The 17,473-nt window shown below is 37.3% G+C and carries 9 protein-coding genes and 1 pseudogene; 5 read left to right on the top strand and 5 right to left on the bottom strand.

Features of this window, described 5'->3' with window-relative positions; genetic code table 11:
* The first annotated feature begins 203 nt into the window (after positions 1-203).
* Positions 204-1,106 (top strand): hypothetical protein, encoded by a 903-nt coding sequence (locus Q8P68_04440; protein ID MDP4008410.1) that lies wholly within the window; start codon positions 204-206, stop codon positions 1,104-1,106.
* Here Q8P68_04440 and aroC read toward each other — a convergent pair.
* From aroC to gyrA, 4 genes and pseudogenes are all read right to left on the bottom strand, one after another.
* Entirely contained in the window at positions 1,103-2,215 is a 1,113-nt protein-coding gene (gene aroC / locus Q8P68_04435; GenBank protein MDP4008409.1) for a chorismate synthase, read from the bottom strand. The two genes, Q8P68_04440 and aroC, sit on opposite strands and share 4 nt — an antisense overlap.
* Before the next feature lie 225 nt (positions 2,216-2,440).
* Positions 2,441-2,650, bottom strand: a pseudogene (gene rpmE, locus Q8P68_04430) (50S ribosomal protein L31).
* 8 nt (positions 2,651-2,658) lie between these two features.
* Positions 2,659-4,203, bottom strand: coding sequence for a hypothetical protein (locus Q8P68_04425; GenBank protein ID MDP4008408.1), 1,545 nt, complete (start codon positions 4,201-4,203; stop codon positions 2,659-2,661).
* Positions 4,204-4,224: 21 nt separating this feature from the next.
* Positions 4,225-6,900 (bottom strand): DNA gyrase subunit A, encoded by a 2,676-nt coding sequence (gene gyrA, locus Q8P68_04420; GenBank protein ID MDP4008407.1) that lies wholly within the window; start codon positions 6,898-6,900, stop codon positions 4,225-4,227.
* Positions 6,901-7,119: 219 nt separating this feature from the next.
* Between gyrA and Q8P68_04415 the strand changes: the two genes are divergently transcribed.
* On the top strand, positions 7,120-9,342 hold the full coding sequence (locus Q8P68_04415) for an ATP-binding protein (protein ID MDP4008406.1): 2,223 nt from the start codon (positions 7,120-7,122) through the stop codon (positions 9,340-9,342).
* Here the strand turns inward: Q8P68_04415 and Q8P68_04410 are convergent.
* On the bottom strand, positions 9,335-11,056 hold the full coding sequence (locus tag Q8P68_04410) for a S41 family peptidase (GenBank protein MDP4008405.1): 1,722 nt from the start codon (positions 11,054-11,056) through the stop codon (positions 9,335-9,337). The genes Q8P68_04415 and Q8P68_04410 overlap by 8 nt on opposite strands.
* Before the next feature lie 396 nt (positions 11,057-11,452).
* Here Q8P68_04410 and Q8P68_04405 point away from each other — a divergent pair, with 396 nt between their 5' ends.
* The 3 genes from Q8P68_04405 (at position 11,453) to gyrB (ending at position 17,321) form a co-directional block, all read left to right on the top strand.
* The gene (locus Q8P68_04405; GenBank protein ID MDP4008404.1) at positions 11,453-12,583 is read left to right on the top strand and encodes a hypothetical protein; all 1,131 of its coding nucleotides are present in this window, start codon (positions 11,453-11,455) and stop codon (positions 12,581-12,583) included.
* 173 nt (positions 12,584-12,756) lie between these two features.
* Positions 12,757-15,306 (top strand): hypothetical protein, encoded by a 2,550-nt coding sequence (locus Q8P68_04400; protein ID MDP4008403.1) that lies wholly within the window; start codon positions 12,757-12,759, stop codon positions 15,304-15,306.
* A gap of 107 nt (positions 15,307-15,413) precedes the next feature.
* Entirely contained in the window at positions 15,414-17,321 is a 1,908-nt protein-coding gene (gene gyrB, locus Q8P68_04395) for a DNA topoisomerase (ATP-hydrolyzing) subunit B (GenBank protein MDP4008402.1), read from the top strand.
* Positions 17,322-17,473 lie beyond the last annotated feature (152 nt).

The raw sequence follows: 17,473 nt of genomic DNA, 5'->3' as shown, positions 1-17,473 counted from the left end.
TTTTTTTGGTTAGAAAATTTATCTTAAATTATTTTTTTATAAATTAAATCTCGGTGCCATATTCTAAAGTAATTGGCTTGTATAATTCAAGCGTTTTACGATTTACAATATGTAATTTTGGAGGGAATACATGGTTTTGTCAATATATATATTTTACAAAATATGAATATATATGATATAATGCAATGATGATTAAAATAAACATGAAATATCCAATACGTAAATTATTCGTTTTGACTCTTATTTTAGGTCTTGCAGGGACTTTTGGTAAGGCTCCGGCTCTTTGGCTCGTAAATACTTTGAATGCGGATCAATCTCAGCAAAAAATATCATGGTATGATGAAAAATATGTAGGTGAAGAGCTTGCTATAGAATCGGATAATCCAAACTATGATGGCATTATTTTGAATATAAATAACATTCTTGCTACTCAGCATATAGATGACTTTACTATGAAAAAGTATATTAAGGATATGCTTACTTTGCGTCGAGGGCCAAATGCACGTGTTTATTTGAAGAGAATTTGTCGTACAATTTTTAAAAAAGATTTAACAAGTGCAGATGTTTCTTCTATTACTCAAACTGTACTTTCATTGATCAAAGAAGAGCCAACTAAAGATTCAAAACGAATTCAGGCTTTCGTAGATGACATTATATTCCCTGATAGCAGGTATAAAACACGACTTGAGCGTTCACGTTCGATTTGTCATTTTATTGAAGAAGCTCATGATTTTGAAAAGGACAATCATTCAACGCAGACGTTGGAAGTCTCTGTAGGTTTGGTTCGTTATCTTTTACAAAATAATATTACTTATCCAATTGCAGGGCTTCTGCGTAATAGTGAATTGAGTGAAGATATGAAAGCTTTATTGTTCGAATATAAAAACATTCCAGATTTAGCTCCACTTATAAATAGTATTGAGAATGTGGCCTTGGCTTCCTTTGAATTTATAGATTCTGAAGCTAAGGTTATATCTGTTGATCCAAAAAATGAGAAAAAATCAGAAGCAAAAATGACGATTCGAAAATCGTGGCCGGAGCAAAGAACTGCGACCGATAGTAATTTACCATTCGTACCTGATTTCTCCACTCCAGTGCGTCGTTAACATTTCTTGAGTACTTGGTTGCACTGATTACGGAGCAAGTGATCTGCAAGAGTTAGCGCTACCATACCTTCAGCTACAGGAATAAATCTTGGTATTATGCAAGCATCATGACGTCCTTCTATTTTGATTTTAGTAGATTCGCCTTTTTTGTTAATTGTTACTTGTTCTTTATTTATACTTGAAGGTGGTTTTACAGCTACTCGCATGATTATGTCAGGTCCTATTGATATGCCTCCTTGTATTCCACCCGAATGATTTTTACTTAATTTCACACCTTGTTTTGGATTTTTAGCATTTGTATATGTGTCATTACTTTCTGAACCATCCATCTCAGCAACATCGAATCCGGCACCTATTTCAAAAGCTTTTACAGTGCCTATTGATAACAATGCCTTTCCAAGATCCGCATGCAACTTATCAAAACAAGGCTCTCCAAGGCCTATTGGCGGATTTTTTATAAGTATTTCGACTATACCTCCGACACTATCTCCAATTTCTTTTTTTTGGATTATATATTCTTCCATTTCTTTTGCGATTTTGGCATCCGGACAGCCTATATTGTTTTTACTAATTTCTTTTAAGGATAGGTGAGGGGCCCATTTCATAAATGATGGGATTTCAAATGGTCCGACTTTTTTTGCATATGCATATATTTCCGTTTTATTGACCGTATGTAATAGTTTTTTTGCGATTATTCCTCCCATTACTCTGCAAGCCGTTTCACGGCCTGAACTTCGTCCACCCCCACGATAGTCTCTAATCCCATATTTTATTTCATATGCTAGGTCAGCATGCCCCGGTCTATAGATATCTTTAATATTATTATAGTCTTGTGATATTTGATCTGTGTTTCGTATAATCATTGATATCGGCGCTCCAGTGGTTACTCCTTCGAAAATTCCAGATAAAATTTCAACTTTATCTTCTTCTTTTCTTTTTGTGGAAGATGGATTCTTGAATTTTGGTTTACGTCTATCAAGTTCTTGCTGAATTTCTTCTTTAGTTATTTTTAATCCTGCCGGGCAGCCATCAAGTACACAACCCAAAGCCTCACCATGAGATTCTCCCCATGTAGTTAATCTAAATATTTCACCAAATGTATTTCCCATATGCGTATATTCAAAAATAAGAATGAGCTCAATCAACGTAGCGCACTCCTAAAAAAAAGCAATATTAAGCTTGTATTAAGTCTACATCATGTCTTACGCTTCAGTAGTCTCTTCTTTAGCTATATCTTCTTCAATTACATCTTCTTCAATTACATCTTCTTCAATTGTACCTTGCTCATCCTCATCCTCATCTACTTCTACTTTAGGAGCATTTTTTTCTTGAAATTCTTTTGCTTTATCCATTTTAGCCTTGAACTTGTCTACACGCCCGGTTCTATCAATAAGATGATCTTGTCTACCTGTATAAAAAGGATGGCATGCGCTGCATACTTCGATTTTCATTTCTTTTAAAATTGATCCAGCATGATACTTTTGACCACATGAACATGTGATAACAGTATCTGTATGGTAATTTGGATGGATGCCGGTTTTCATATAAATTTTTAAGATTTTCTTGATTTGGATTGCACTTTCTTCGTCTTCTTTTTAGCGTGTAAAATCGCTATTTTCGGCTTATTGTCGCTATCTTCCTCGTGTTTACCTCGTTTTTTTGCCAGTAGAATATACTTAAGTGACATGAGAATTGCAAGCAAAACTCCTCCAATTATAAGTAGTATTCTAAATATTCTATTATAATCTCTTACTTTCACTAAGATCTCTTTGCTTCTTGTTTCATTCTTGTCATCTTGTGCTATCACGGTGATTTTGTAAGTGCCAGGTTCTTCGAAATTCGCTTGAAAATTATCCCCTATATATGAGTATAGTTTTACAATGCTATCTTCTGAAGAGAAATTGAGATTTGAATTGTTATTATCTAATTGAATAATCTCCCCTCTACCACCAAAATATTGTTCAATAATATCATCTATACTACTTATATTAATGGTTCCATTATCATTGGAGTCTGACGTATTATTGCTTGAACTGTTATTGTTTTTATTTGACGTTGATGCCGCAGGAATTCCAATCTTTTCGATTACTATTATTGTATTTACTATTTCCCCATCCAAATCTATAGATTCGGTAGTATCAATATTAAGGGTGTTATTTACGTCAACCGATCTACTTGTATCGCCAACTGAAATTATTGGTCCTTGATTATTTGAATTCGTATCTTCTGTATCCGGTATACCATCGTTATCATCGTCTTGGTCTGCATTATCACCAATACCGTCATTGTCAAAATCATTTGTTTCTGATGGATCTAGCGGGAAGGCATCATCGCCATCATTTACAGAATCACCGTCTGAATCAGGATTTAATGGATCGGTCTCATTGGTGTCAACTAGACCATTTTGATTGATGTCTTCCAGAGTATCATTGATTCCATCATTATCATCATCGGGGTCAGCATTATCGCCAATACCGTCATTATCAAAATCTGAGGTTTCAGTTGGGTCAAAAGGGAAGACATCTTCTGAGTCTGGAACGTCATCATTGTCATCATCGGGGTCAGCATTGTCACCTACGCCGTCTCCATCGGCATCGGCCCATTCACTTTTATTTAAAGGAAATAAGTCATTGCTATCAGCTATCCCATCATTGTCATCATCTATGTCGTTTGAATTACCAATACCATCATTGTCAGTATCTTGATCTACGAAAACTGTGAAACTTACGATGTTATTACTTGGATCATCTATCTCAGGGGTCCATGGTATTATTTCAACTTTTATTGTGTGTGTGCCATAACTTGGATTCCAGTCTACAAATACATCATCCGCACGCGTAGGTATAAGTGAAACCGGTTGGTCAGTACCTATTTGTTTTTGTGATGCATCTTCGTAAAAACGAACAGATCCAAGCGTGTCTTTGGTTCCTGCGTTATGTATAGTTGCATACACTCTAACTGAATTTGAGTTTACCGGTTTAGGGTTCGAAAGATAAACATCACTTTGAGTAAGGCTTAAATCTCCATCTGAAGCTGCAAATGCCATGTATGGCATCAGCACTATGGCAATACCTGCAATGTATTTCCATTTTTTCATGACTAAGTTTATTGATAGGCTTTACAATAACGCCTCTTGAACGCTGTCCTTCTCTTTTGATACATCTTCTTTATTCTCAGATTCTATACCTTCTACCCCACTCGTATCAATATCATCATCACTTCCGCCTTCATCTTCTTCGCCATCTTCAGGTTTGATATATGGTATTAGTGATATAGATGCCACATGATCCCCAGCATTTACTCGCATCAAGTATACACCTTGTGTAGCTCGCCCCCTTGAAGGGATATCTTCAATAGGCATTCTGATTACTTGTCCTTTCTTGGAAATCACAATCACGTCTCCGTTAAGTCCTTCGTATATAATTTTCGCACCTACGATCTTACCTGTTTTCGCAGTTAAACTTGCTGTTTTTACTCCGGTACCACCTCTACCTTGTAGGCGGTAATTAGTTAGATCGGTACATTTACCAAGTCCATTTTCAGTTATTACTATCAGCTCCGTTTTGGTGTCCGGCTTTATTACATCCATTTCAACAATACGATCATCACCTTTGAGTTTCATACCGCGAACCCCTTGCGATGGTCTACCCATAGATCTTACATCCTCTTCTTCAAATTGGATTGATTTACCTTCTTTGGTTACGAGGATGATCTTATCTTTACCGTTTGTTTGTTTTACCCATTCAAGTGAATCATCTTCTCGTAGTTTTATTGCTATTAACCCGGTTTTTCTGATATTAGCGAAATCTTCAACGGGTGTTTTCTTAACTGTTCCATTGATCGTTGCCATGAATAAATATTTACCGGCCAAATCTTCTTTTGCGTTAAGCATTGCAGTGATTTTTTCATCCTCTCCAAGTTGGAGTAGGTTTACTATCGCTTGTCCCTTTGCTGTTCGTGAAGTTTGTGGTAATTCGTATACCGGAAGCTTGAAAACACGTCCTTTGTTTGTGAAATATAGTACTTCATCATGATTATATACATTTATCATTTGTGCTATTTCATCCTCCTCTTTGGTAGTTCCGCCTATAATACCCTTTCCTCCACGTCTTTGTTGCTTGAAGCTGCTTGGGCTTACTCGCTTAATGTAGTTTTCACGGGTTAGGATGACAACCATAGGTTCATTTGGAATAAGTTGTTTGCTAGAAAATTTACCTAGTGCATGTTCAAATACTCGAGTTCTTCTAGCATCTCCATATTTTGTTTTCATTTCTTCTAATTCCTCAATCATGATTGTTTTAACTTTTTCAGGGTCAGCCAAAATCCCTTCAAGCTCCGCTATTAATGCTAGCTTCTCTGCAAGTTCATCTTCGATCTTCTTTCTTTCAAGACCAGCGAGTGTTTGCAACCTCATTTCAAGGATTGCCTTTGCTTGTAGTTCAGTTAGGCCGAATTTATTCATCAATGCAGTCCCAGCCTCATCTTTTGTCTCTGACTTTCTTATAGTTTCGATAACTTTGTCTATATTGTCCAGAGCAATTTTTAGTCCTTCTAATATATGAGCTCTCGCTTTAGCTATTCTTAAGTCATACGTAGTTCTTCTGACGATAACCTCTTTTCTATGAAGAATAAAATATTCAAGTACTTGTTTTAGATTAAGAAGTCTTGGTTGTAGCCCATCTACAAGAGCAATCATGTTCATGTTGAACGATGTTTGCATTTGAGTGTACTTGAAAAGCTGGTTCAATATTTTCTTAGGATATGCCTCTTTTTTTAGTTCTATAACCACTCTAATACCTTCTCTGTTTGATTCATCTCGTAAATCACTAATCCCGGAAATCTTCTTATCCCTTACAAGATCAGCAATTTTAGTTACAAGTGTTGATTTGTTAACTTGGTATGGTATTTCAGTTATTATTATTTGAAATTTACCATTTTTCGCCTCCTCTATCTCCGCTTCAGCCCTTACCATAATTCCTCCACGACCTGTTGCGTACATAGTTTTGATTGCTTCCGCATCATAAATAGAACCATAAGTTGGAAAGTCAGGTCCTTTTATTAATTCCATTAGGTCATCTATAGTAGCATCTTCGTTTTTTGCCAGATGTACAACCCCATCGATGATTTCAGTTAAATTGTGAGGTGGTATGTTAGTAGCCATACCAACTGCGATACCCATAGTTCCGTTCAAGAGTAGTTGAGGTACTCTGGCAGGTAGTACGTTTGGCTCAGTCCTTGTCGAATCATAATTTGCACTAAAATTTACAGTTTCCTTCTCTATATCTGCGAGCATATCATCGCTTATTTTTTGCATTTTAGCCTCCGTGTAACGCATAGCAGCCGCATTATCTCCGTCTATCGAACCGAAGTTACCTTGACCATTTATGAGTGGGTAACGCATAGCGAAATCTTGAGCCATACGTACCATTGAATCATATACTGCCGTGTCACCATGCGGATGGTATTTTGCCAGTACATCTCCGACTACGGCTGCAGATTTTCTAAATCTAGATCCTGCATTTAATCCTAACTCATGCATCGAATACATAATTCTTCTGTGAACCGGTTTTAAACCATCCCTTACATCCGGTAGTGCACGTGAAACGATTACACTCATTGCGTACGTTAGATATGATTCTGACATTTCTTCTGTAATTGGCCTTCTTTTGTATTGATCAAAAAGAGTAGCCTCTTCTTTAGTTGTATTGTCACCATTACCAGCCGTTTCGACTTCATCTACCTTGTCGATTTCTTTGTCTTCAGGGGCCTCACTGTGTTCGTTTTGCTCTGACATAAGCTATTTTTACGTATTTAATTAATGGAAATTAAGGGCATCTTAAAAAACCCTGGGCATATTATCATATTCAGCTTCAAAAAATAGTGCTTTTTTGCTTGTTTCCGGCCACTTCCCGTGAAAATGATTTGCAAATGACGCGGAATGTTTTGTAATAGCCCCTTGGTGCATTGAAGGGATAATTAATTTCTGGTATACTTAACTGATTTAATTAATGCTATGGCTGACGACAAAACTCTTACACAATCAACCGTTACATCTGACGATACTCAGGGTGGTGCTAATGATATTTCTCATGCTGTAACTGACGTGCCTTCTTGGTTAAAAAAAGGTGATAAGCAAGATGTTGCAACGGTTTTAGAAAAAGTAGATGAGGTGAAGGCTACATATGAAGCTGATCATAATGAGCCACAGGTTGAAGTGTCTTCTGAAGATGAAAAAGCGCCATTGAATATGGAAGTTGCGAAGGAAGAGGCTAGGCAGAAGGCTGAAGAAAAAATGGATGAAGCTAAGGAAATTAATAATGCTCCTGTGAAAAAAAGTTTCTTTTCTAAGTTATTTCGTAGTAAAGAAAAAGATGAAGAGGCAAAAGTTGCCGCAAAAGGAGTTGAATCAAGTGAAAAGGTTGTTAAAGAAGTTTTAGATGATACTTTTGATATTAAGAAAATTTCTCCGGAGGAAAGGGCGAAAATCATCGAAGCTGAGAAGATATTTAATGAAGGTTTGGCTTCGATCAAGGATTTGATTGCTCCTTCTTCTATGGAGGTTGCTTACGATCATGTTCGAATAGAAGGACAGTATTGTCAGACGATTTTCGTTTATTCATATCCTCGTTACATAGATACAAATTGGTTGTCACCACTTATAAATTTTGACGTGACAATGGATATTTCACAATTCATCTATCCGATAGATTCGACGAAGATAATGAAAAAGCTCAAGACTAAAGTGGCGCAAATTCAATCTTCTATTCGTATGAATGCTGAAAAGGGTAGTGTGCGAGATCCGGCGCTTGAAACAGCACTTGAGGATGCTGAGTCACTTCGTACTGAGATTCAACGTGGACAGGAGAAATTTTTCCAATTTGGTCTTTATATTACCGTTTATTCGGATGATTTGAAGCAATTGAAAAAGGTAATGAAGCAACTTGAAAGTATACTTGGAGGTAAGCTGGTTCTTACAAAAAAAGCTGATTTGCGCATGGAGCATGGGCTTAATTCTTGTCTGCCACAAGCGACTGATGAGATAGGTGTGTATCGAAATATGAATACATCTCCACTTTCATCAACTTTCCCATTTAGCTCGACCGACCTTACGTCAAACGACGGTATTCTTTATGGGCTAAATCGTCATAACGATTCATTGATAATATTTGATAGATTCTCTTTGGAGAATGCGAATTCGGTAGTATTTGCAAAATCCGGTGCCGGTAAATCATATGCTGTGAAATTAGAAATTTTACGTTCTATGATGACTGGTACAGATGTGATCATTATCGATCCTGAAAATGAATATGAGTCACTTTCTCAGGCAATCGGTGGTACTTATCTAAATGTTTCTTTGAATTCAGATAGACGTATTAATCCATTTGATCTTCCAAAACCATACGATGATAACGATGTTCAGCCCGGAGATCTACTCCGTAGTTCTGTAATAAATTTGAATGGTCTTCTTAAGCTTATGCTTGGGGAGATTACTTCTTCTGAAGAGGCTTTGGTTGATAAGGCACTTATAGATACATACTCTACAAAAGGTATTACTATGGATACGCCAAATCCTCAGGATTTTGAGCCACCTACAATGGAGGATTTACATAGCGTTCTTTCTTCTATGGATGGGGCTACATCTCTTGCACAGAGGCTCGAAAAGTTTACTTCCGGAACTTATGCGGGGATTTTTAATAAACCTACGAATATAGATCTTGATAATCAGCTTGTGGTCTTCTCGATCAGAGATCTCGAAGATCAACTCCGGCCTATCGCCATGTATATTATATTGGATTATGTATGGACCAAGGTTCGGTCTGAACTAAAAAAACGTATCCTAGTCGTCGATGAGGCCTGGAATTTGATGCAGCATGAAGATAGTGCCAAATTCCTATTTGGACTCGTGAAACGTGCTCGTAAATACTATTTGGGGATTACTACGATCACGCAAGATGTGGAAGACTTTATGAATCACGAGCATGGCCGTTCTATCGTAACGAATTCTTCAATGCAGCTTCTACTCAAGCAATCGCCTGCGGCGATTGAACTCCTCGGTAAATTCTTCAATCTTACTGAAGGAGAAAAGTATATGTTGCTCAACTCCGGGGTAGGGCAGGGATTGTTCTTCGCCGGTCTTAAGCACGTAGCAATTCAAATAATTGCTTCATATATAGAAGACAAGATAGTCACTACTGATCCGGAAGAGGTATTACGCCAGAGGGCGGAGTTTACTTAAGCGAATGCATGGTCTTTAGTTCGCGTAGAGCTCTGTCTATGACTTCGTCGTTTTTTGTTTCTTCTTTGTCTACGACTTTGATATCCGGTTCTATGCCTAGCTTATTTAGACGATTTTTCTTTGGGCTAAGCCATTCTGCTATAGTTAATTTTAGTGATGAACCATCATCATAGAAAAATAACTGTTGAGCAACTCCTTTACCAAAAGTTTTGTCGCCTATGATCTTTGCTAACTCATAGTCTTTTAGGGCTGCGGTTACTATTTCAGAAGCTGAGGCTGAAGATGCGTCAGTGAGTACAACTACTGGAAATTTGTCTGCATACATTCCGGTTGCTTTGGCTTGTGCAACACGATCTGTTTCTCGGTAATCCAAGTAGTACATTATTTCTCCTTTATGCATAAAAAAACTTAGAAGGTCTTCAGCGGCCGTTACATATCCGCCAGGATTATTCCGTAAATCCAGTATAATCCCTCTAGTTCTATCGTTTATGATTTTCGCCGCAACTTCGTTAAAATCATTTTTCAAATCTTGTGGAAACTGGCTTATATCAAAGTAAGCGTAATATGTTTCCATGATTTCCCCACTTACGAATTTCATTTCAATTTGTGCACGTTTTACCGTTATGTTGATACGTCGCTTGTCAGGATGTTTCTCAATAAATAGAGTTACTTCACTTCCGGCAGGCCCTTTGATAGTGGCTGCTACTTTTTCCGGTGACCAACCTTTTATGTCTTCGCCATTCACTTTGAGTATTAAGTCACCAACTTTCATATTGGCTTCTTCCGCAGGTGAGTCAGGTATAACTCCGGCTACACCGGTATACCCACTTTCCGTTCGTTCGATCCACATACCAACACCTTGAAATTCACCACTATTGCCTTGTATGAAGTCGTCAGTCCCCTGTGGCGTATTGAATACAGAGTATCTGTCGCTCAGTCCGTTTACTAAGCCATTTATGGCTTCATATACAAGTTTGTCATTGTCGATTTCTTTATCGTAAAAATAAAATTCTTGTATTTTGTTGTACACATCATAGAGTACATCTATATTTTCGATATTTGGACTGCCTAAATATATTTCTTTTGGTTGTCTTTGATTTTCCAATACATTGTTTATTTCTACGAGTATTCCAGCTGTTTCTTTAATTGTTAAATTACTATTTATTCCAAATGAATTTGATTCTTCCGGTTCTATTAAGTCTAGTTTCATAGCTCTTGCTATATATGGTACGTACCATGCTCCTTTTTGCACATCTGTATATTGTCCATCGAGTTTTAGAAGTCTTGAAGCGGAAATCCCATATAGATCTAAAATCATTTTCAGACCTTTTACTTTGTTTATTTTCGCCTTAGGATTGAATTTTTTGTCAGCAGGCATTTCTATTATTCCTGTTTTAAGCGCCGTATATGCATATGGTGCATAAGACATAATGTTTGAAACATTAATAAATCTTTTTTCAGGTCTATCGAATTTTAGGTTTCTGTTAAAGTCAGGTGAATTTCTTAATATAAATCTAAGAAATTGAGATTGAGTTATTGGGGCACTCATATCGACCTCTTCTTGTATTACTCCGGATGCACGTAAAGTCGCGATGTATTCTACATATCTACCCTCGGTAAATGCCGAAGCGGTTTCCGAGAAAATTATTGTTGAAAGTGCGAATATACTTACTATTATCGATGTATACGTCCTGATTTTGTTTTTTGATCTCATGAGTTTTTTTTTAATATATGCCGTTGGATTGTAGAACATTCATTTGTTTAGGTAAAGGTTCGCTTGTTCTTTGTAATTGGTTTTTTGAAACAATGATAATTCCTCGGTTGGTTGCATTTTTTTGAGCAGGGAATGTCTTCTTTCTAAGTGTTGTATCTTCTTAATCCAAAAATATAGCACGACTTAAAAGTAAGTCAACGCTCACCATGTAATATTTGTATTTTAGCGCAACTCAAAGTTGTGCTTTTTGGCTTGTGACTTGTCCTTTCGGGCATTTTAGTCTTGACCAAAAATGGTGAGTGAATGTTATAATTTGCTCGTACAATTGTTGTTACTAATTTATTTCTAGAATGAATAAATCACCAAAAAACTACAATATTTTTTAATCAAAACCTTATGAAAAATCTAACAAAACTTTCTGATGTGGAGAAATTATCCGATAAAGAACTTATTACTCTTTGCCAAAAATATGGAACTCAAACGATTCTGTGGAAACGCAAATTTATCGGTTTACTCCCGGAGGTAAATAGTAGACGTCTTTATGAACGTAAAGGATTTTCAACTATTTATGAGTTTGCGGCACGCACAGCTGGTTTGAGCCGTGAGCAAGTGCAGCGAGCGATACATGTTGAGCGCAGATTTAGAGAAGAAGGACTTACAGATTTACGAAATATTTTTGTTGAAGGGCATTCGAGCGTAAGTAAATTATTTAGAGTTGCCTCGGTTGCAAATGCGGAAAACGAATCAGATTTTGTAAAATGTATTTCCAAATTATCGCAATCCGCTCTTGAAACTCTGGTTCGGCATGAAAAAGAAATTCAGATGAAAAATCTACTTGGTGAAAATAGCGGAGGTTTTTGTGAGGGGAGTTTGTTTGGTGGAGCCGCGAGTGGATGTGGAGTTGTTAATGAAGATGGCTGTCTATCTCATGCCGTCGACTTGCCTCATCTCCCTGAACATGGTGAAGGTATATTTGTGCGTACGCACAAAGATGATTACGCGACAGATGCTAACTTGGGGCAAGCCGGCGATTTGGGATTTGAGAAGAAGGAGGTCTTGATTACAAGCGAGAATATGGCTGATCGAGAATTGACATGTGAGCTAGGGCAAGTTGATTTGCAGACTTTACAGAAACTTGGTTTGGATAAAAATGTTATTACCAGATTGAATGAGCTTAAATCTAAAGGTTTTGATTTGAACGAAATTTTGGAAAAAATGCTGAATGAACGGGAGGAAAGGCTTGAGGAGAAATTGAACACAGTTGGCGAGGAGGTTGTGAGAGAAGAGGCGATTGGCAAAGAAGTCGGGAGAAATATTCCTGCGAAAGTGAAGCGAGTGATCAGCGCGCGGGCTGGTACAAAATGCGAAGTGCGAGGATGTATGAGGGATGCGAAAAATACGCATCATACGATACGATTTGGCCTGAGTCGCAGTCATGATCCGAGACATTTAGTGCAACTTTGCAAAGAGCATCATGAACTTACCCATGTGCTGGATGAAAAATATTTGGAGAAAAGACGGCTATAGTGGGAGGTGGAGCAATGGAAGATTTGAACGGTGCAATAGGTGGAGGTTATGGCGTTTTCGTATTGTAATTATAGGTATGCTGGAAAAAAGGGAGAATGAATGAGTTTGTTTGAGTTTGAGGGTGGTTTTTGACGTATTTTTGTGCTAGAATATATAGATTAATAGATGAATCTATGTTAAAACAATTTTTTCACAAAAAATTCTCGCTTTTCCTCGCATTTTTAGTGATATTAAGCGTATCTATAATGTTTGAGGCACGGTTTGTGAAATCTTCTAATGTAGAACCATTGACGATTTTTAATGTTATGCAGACGAATGGTGATGTTGAGCTTTTGGATAATAGCGGTAATTTATCTCCTGTCGTTAATGGGCCAATAGACCTTAAAAGTGGGCAGACATTGATAACCCATTTGGATTCGGATTTATTATTGGAGGTAAATGGCGTTAGTTATTTCCGCCTTGCGAATAGTTCAAAACTTAGGGTTGATGCTATGACTATTGGCTCTGATGATACTAGTGAAATGTTGAAAAACATCACTCTGTACCTTGAGTCCGGGCGTCTTTGGGTAAATAATGTGTTCAATAGTGTTGAATATGATATTTATACTAATAAAACGCTTGTTATCCCTGGAAATGCCGTATTTGAAATGACGTATAATGGGTCACGTCTTTATGTTTATAATCATATGCATGATTTGAATATAGGGCTTTTGTCAAAACCATATTCTGAACTCAAAAGAGGAGGTAAATTGAGTGATTCTTTTTATAATTATTTCTTTTTACCGGAGGGGAATCGTGTAGATATTGCTGAATCGAAAATTTCGCAAAAACTTGCTACTTTACTTCTTTCAAAACTTGTAAAAGAGTTCCCGATTCAGGTTGTTTTGAAGGAGGATTTATTGAAAGACGAATTTTATAGCCAGAATTTAGAATATGATAATTTGTACTCAGATCGTTACATGCAATCTTATATAACATCATTAAAAGATACTGTCGTCTTTGGTTCATTTACAAATTTACAACAGTTGCTTTTGGAAAATTTAGAGAGAAATAAATTTCCTTTGATATTTTCAAAGCAAAAGAAAATTGTGAGCAAGGAGGATTTTCTTGGAAAAATATTTAATATTGCTCAAGTTTGGAGTTTAAATGAAGATACTAATGCTGCTGAACGTAATTCAGGTCAGTTTTATGCGTTTTGGCATGCGAGCCTCGGTTATTTAAATTTTGATAATAGGGCATATTTGTCATCTGAATTGAAGGGGTTGCAAGGTGTTTTGCAAACAAGTCTTTTGTACCCGGGTAAAAAGCGCGTGTGGGATGCCACATTTGATTCATTGCGTAGTAATAAGGATTATGAAGGTTTGACGGAGATACTTATTAGTAATTTGGAAGAAGTTTACGATTTGATGGATCGTACTGAATATAGTCGTGCACTTACAAGTTTCAATGAATGGGGATCACGTTTGAATCTGTTTTTGAGTTCTTATAACAAAGAGGATCTCCAACCTTACTACAGTGCCGTTGAAACTATTCGTCAAAATGTTACGAATCTTTTTGCACGTTATTCTGATTTTTATGCTGAAGATTTCTTTGATACTCTAACATTTGTAGATCAAAAACTGATCGAATTATCTACTGATAAACTGGAGATGGAAGAGAATAGACAAACTATTATTCAAGATAGAATAAAAATCTTAAAAAGACTTTCATACCTTATTCAAAACAATAAGTTAGATCGTAAAAACGGTGTAGCTCTTGGGCAAGCTATGCTTGCAAACGTTGTTAGTGTGCGAAATCAGGCACTTTACCGCGTTGCTATATATGAATATTTTGATGCGGAAATCGATGAGCAAACTTTGTTATTTGAATTTTATGCATCTCCGGAATACCTTCTTTTGAAGGGTGGGTTTGAGGAGGCTTTCAAGGCTTTCCAAGCGAGTAGGGTGGATTGGGGTGATCTTCAAGAATATTTGAAAAAGGTTCAGCCCGGTCGTTCAAAGGTAAAGCGTGTTGATACAGATAAGCTTATAGCTTCTGTATATGAACAGTTTACTGAACGTAAAATTTACCCGGAATCAATTGGTGCACTTTCCGATGACCAAAATCGTTTATTTGAAATTAAAAAAGGTAATGTTGGTCAAAATATATTTTCCGGTATGTTCGATAATCAAACGAAGTTGATGTATGACCTCGTTGTAAATGAGCGGAAATTAAATAAAGGTGTTCATATTGATAAGTTGCGAGAAGTTGTTAATTCAATTGCTTTGATAAATGATGAGGTTGAGTCCGCCCGTTCAGAGACTGAAGTTGTTATAAGTGAAGAATTGTCTGAAAACGTTTCTTATTCTTCTTCTGAAAGTCTGGCAATTACACTTGTTGTCAATGAATTGAGTGAGCTTGGATTCTTTATTTCTAAATCAGATATAGAAATCCTTGATCTACTTGAAAATCGTTTTTATGTTAATAATGTTGAATTAGATGAATTTCCTCACGTTCTTAGTTTTGAATTTGATAATACTCATGATCGATTAAAGAAAATTGTTGTAGAAGCAAATGTTCCGGACGTGGTAGGCATGGCTCCGACCGAAACTAAAAAAATGTATCTTGAAGGGGAATTTGATATTGATGGTTTGGCTGAGAAATTGAATTCCGTAGTTGGAAAGCTTCTTATTGAAGACGCTCCCATTACTCCAAAGGTGAAGCAAAAAGTTAAGAGACAGTAAGCTGTTTTTGTCTCTTGCACATTAGATTTCAATTCAGTATATTTCGTTCTGGTTTTTAGCACGGAGTGTGCTTCCGCATGACCTTGTAAATTTAAACAGAAACACATATGAATCAAAGTTATGATGCGTCCAATATTCAGGTATTAGAAGGTCTTTCAGCCGTGAGGAAGAGGCCCGGTATGTACATTGGTACTACAGATGTAGCCGGTCTTCATCATCTAATTTGGGAAATTGTTGATAATTCTATAGATGAGGCGATGGCCGGTTATTGTACTGACGTTGATGTTACTATTCATGAGGATGGTAGTGTATCTGTAAGTGATAATGGACGTGGAATCCCGGTTGATACACAGAAACAGACCGGTAAATCGGCACTTGAGACAGTACTTACCATATTGCATGCCGGAGGTAAATTTGGTGGAGGAGGTTACAAAGTCTCAGGAGGTCTGCATGGAGTAGGTGTCTCTGTTGTAAATGCACTTTCTTCTCTTCTTATAGCTGAAGTTAAGAGGGATGGTAAGCTTTATAGGCAAGAATACAAAGATGGTGGTAATCCGGTTGAAGACATAAAGGCGGTTGGTACTGTTCCGGAAGATGAAACCGGTACAACTATTCGTTTTTACCCTGACCCAACAATATTTGAAATTATAGAATTTGATTTTATGACTGTTTTGAATAGGCTTAGACAGCATGCTTATCTTACAAAGGGTGTTCATATTCGTCTGCAAGATTTACGTGAAGGTAAGGAGGCGAAATATCAATTTCATTTTGAAGGAGGTCTTAAGTCTTATGTTCGTCATTTGAATAAGAATAAAGAGTCTTTGACAGAGATATTTTATGTAGATAAAGAGACTGAAGATGGTACTGTTGAAATTGCGTTGCAATATACCGGCTCATTTCAGGAGCATATTTTTACTTTTGCAAATAATATTAATACGCATGAGGGAGGTATGCACCTTACCGGGTTCAAAGCTGCTTTGACGCGTACTATTAATTCTTATGAGAAGAGTGCCGGACTTATAAAAGATAAGGAACAGAATTTATCATCTGATGATGTTCGTGAAGGTTTGACTACTGTAATCTCTGTAAAACTTGCTGATCCTCAGTTTGAAGGCCAGACTAAGGCGAAACTGGGAAATGCTGAGATGAGATCGGCTGTAGACTCTGTTTTAAACGATGCTTTGACTCAATATTTGGAAGAGAATCCGATTGATGCGAGAGCAATTATTGGTAAATGTAGGTTAGCTGCTCGCGCGCGGCTGGCCGCGCGCGCTGCCCGCGATACGGTTATCCGTAAAGGAGCGCTCGAAGGTATGACTCTACCTGGTAAACTTGCGGATTGTTCATCCAAAGATACCGTTAAGACTGAGTTATACATTGTAGAGGGAGATTCTGCGGGTGGTTCAGCGAAACAGGGACGTAATCGTGATTTTCAAGCAATTCTTCCACTTAGAGGTAAGATTCTTAACGTAGAACAAGCTCGTCTTGATAGAATTTTGGGTAACAATGAAGTTAAATCTTTGGTTATTGCTATTGGTACAAGTATTGGTGAGACATTTGACGCTGATAAAATCCGTTACGGAAAGATAATTATCATGACGGATGCGGACGTTGATGGAGCTCATATCCGTACTTTACTTCTTACTTTATTTTATCGTTATTTCAGGGCGCTTATCGATGCCGGTCATATATATATAGCTCAGCCACCTTTGTACAAACTGTCAAAAGGTCGTCAAATCTGGTATGCACAATCTCAAGAAGAGATGGAGGAAATCCTTGCTCGTGAAGATATTTCCACTCAAAATATTCAACGTTATAAAGGTCTCGGAGAAATGAATCCTGAGCAACTGTGGGAAACTACTATGGATCCAAACAGACGTACAATGTTGCGCGTAGCAATCGAAGATGCTGAACGTGCAGATGCAATCTTTGACACACTTATGGGGTCAGAGGTGCTTCCACGCAAGAAGTTTATTCAGACACATGCAAAGGGCGTTAGCAATTTGGATATATAAATTGTTTTTTTCGGGATAAGGGAATTTTTTGCGGGCTGATGTTATGAATTTTCGAGTAAATAATGCATCATCTTTTGCTTCCTTTTTTTCGCCAATCCTCTGTGAACCCCCAGCTTGCCTTTCCAGTGTGCAAAGGAACCATCACAGCTGTT

It is taken from the genome of Candidatus Peregrinibacteria bacterium (assembly GCA_030700255.1).
Taxonomy (GTDB): domain Bacteria; phylum Patescibacteriota; class Gracilibacteria; order UBA1369; family JABINC01; genus JABINC01.
This window is presented reverse-complemented; position numbering and strand designations above follow the sequence as displayed.

Bases quoted from the DNA above. Each gene is read 5' to 3' on its own strand.
- Q8P68_04405 (MDP4008404.1), top strand. From the start codon at position 11,453: ATGAAAAATCTAACAAAACTTTCTGATGTGGAGAAATTATCCGATAAA.
- Q8P68_04415 (MDP4008406.1), top strand. From the start codon at position 7,120: ATGGCTGACGACAAAACTCTTACACAATCAACCGTTACATCTGACGAT.
- gyrA (MDP4008407.1), bottom strand. From the start codon at position 6,900: ATGTCAGAGCAAAACGAACACAGTGAGGCCCCTGAAGACAAAGAAATC.
- Q8P68_04425 (MDP4008408.1), bottom strand. From the start codon at position 4,203: ATGAAAAAATGGAAATACATTGCAGGTATTGCCATAGTGCTGATGCCA.
- Q8P68_04410 (MDP4008405.1), bottom strand. From the start codon at position 11,056: ATGAGATCAAAAAACAAAATCAGGACGTATACATCGATAATAGTAAGT.
- Q8P68_04400 (MDP4008403.1), top strand. From the start codon at position 12,757: ATGTTAAAACAATTTTTTCACAAAAAATTCTCGCTTTTCCTCGCATTT.
- Q8P68_04440 (MDP4008410.1), top strand. From the start codon at position 204: ATGAAATATCCAATACGTAAATTATTCGTTTTGACTCTTATTTTAGGT.
- gyrB (MDP4008402.1), top strand. From the start codon at position 15,414: ATGAATCAAAGTTATGATGCGTCCAATATTCAGGTATTAGAAGGTCTT.
- aroC (MDP4008409.1), bottom strand. From the start codon at position 2,215: ATGGGAAATACATTTGGTGAAATATTTAGATTAACTACATGGGGAGAA.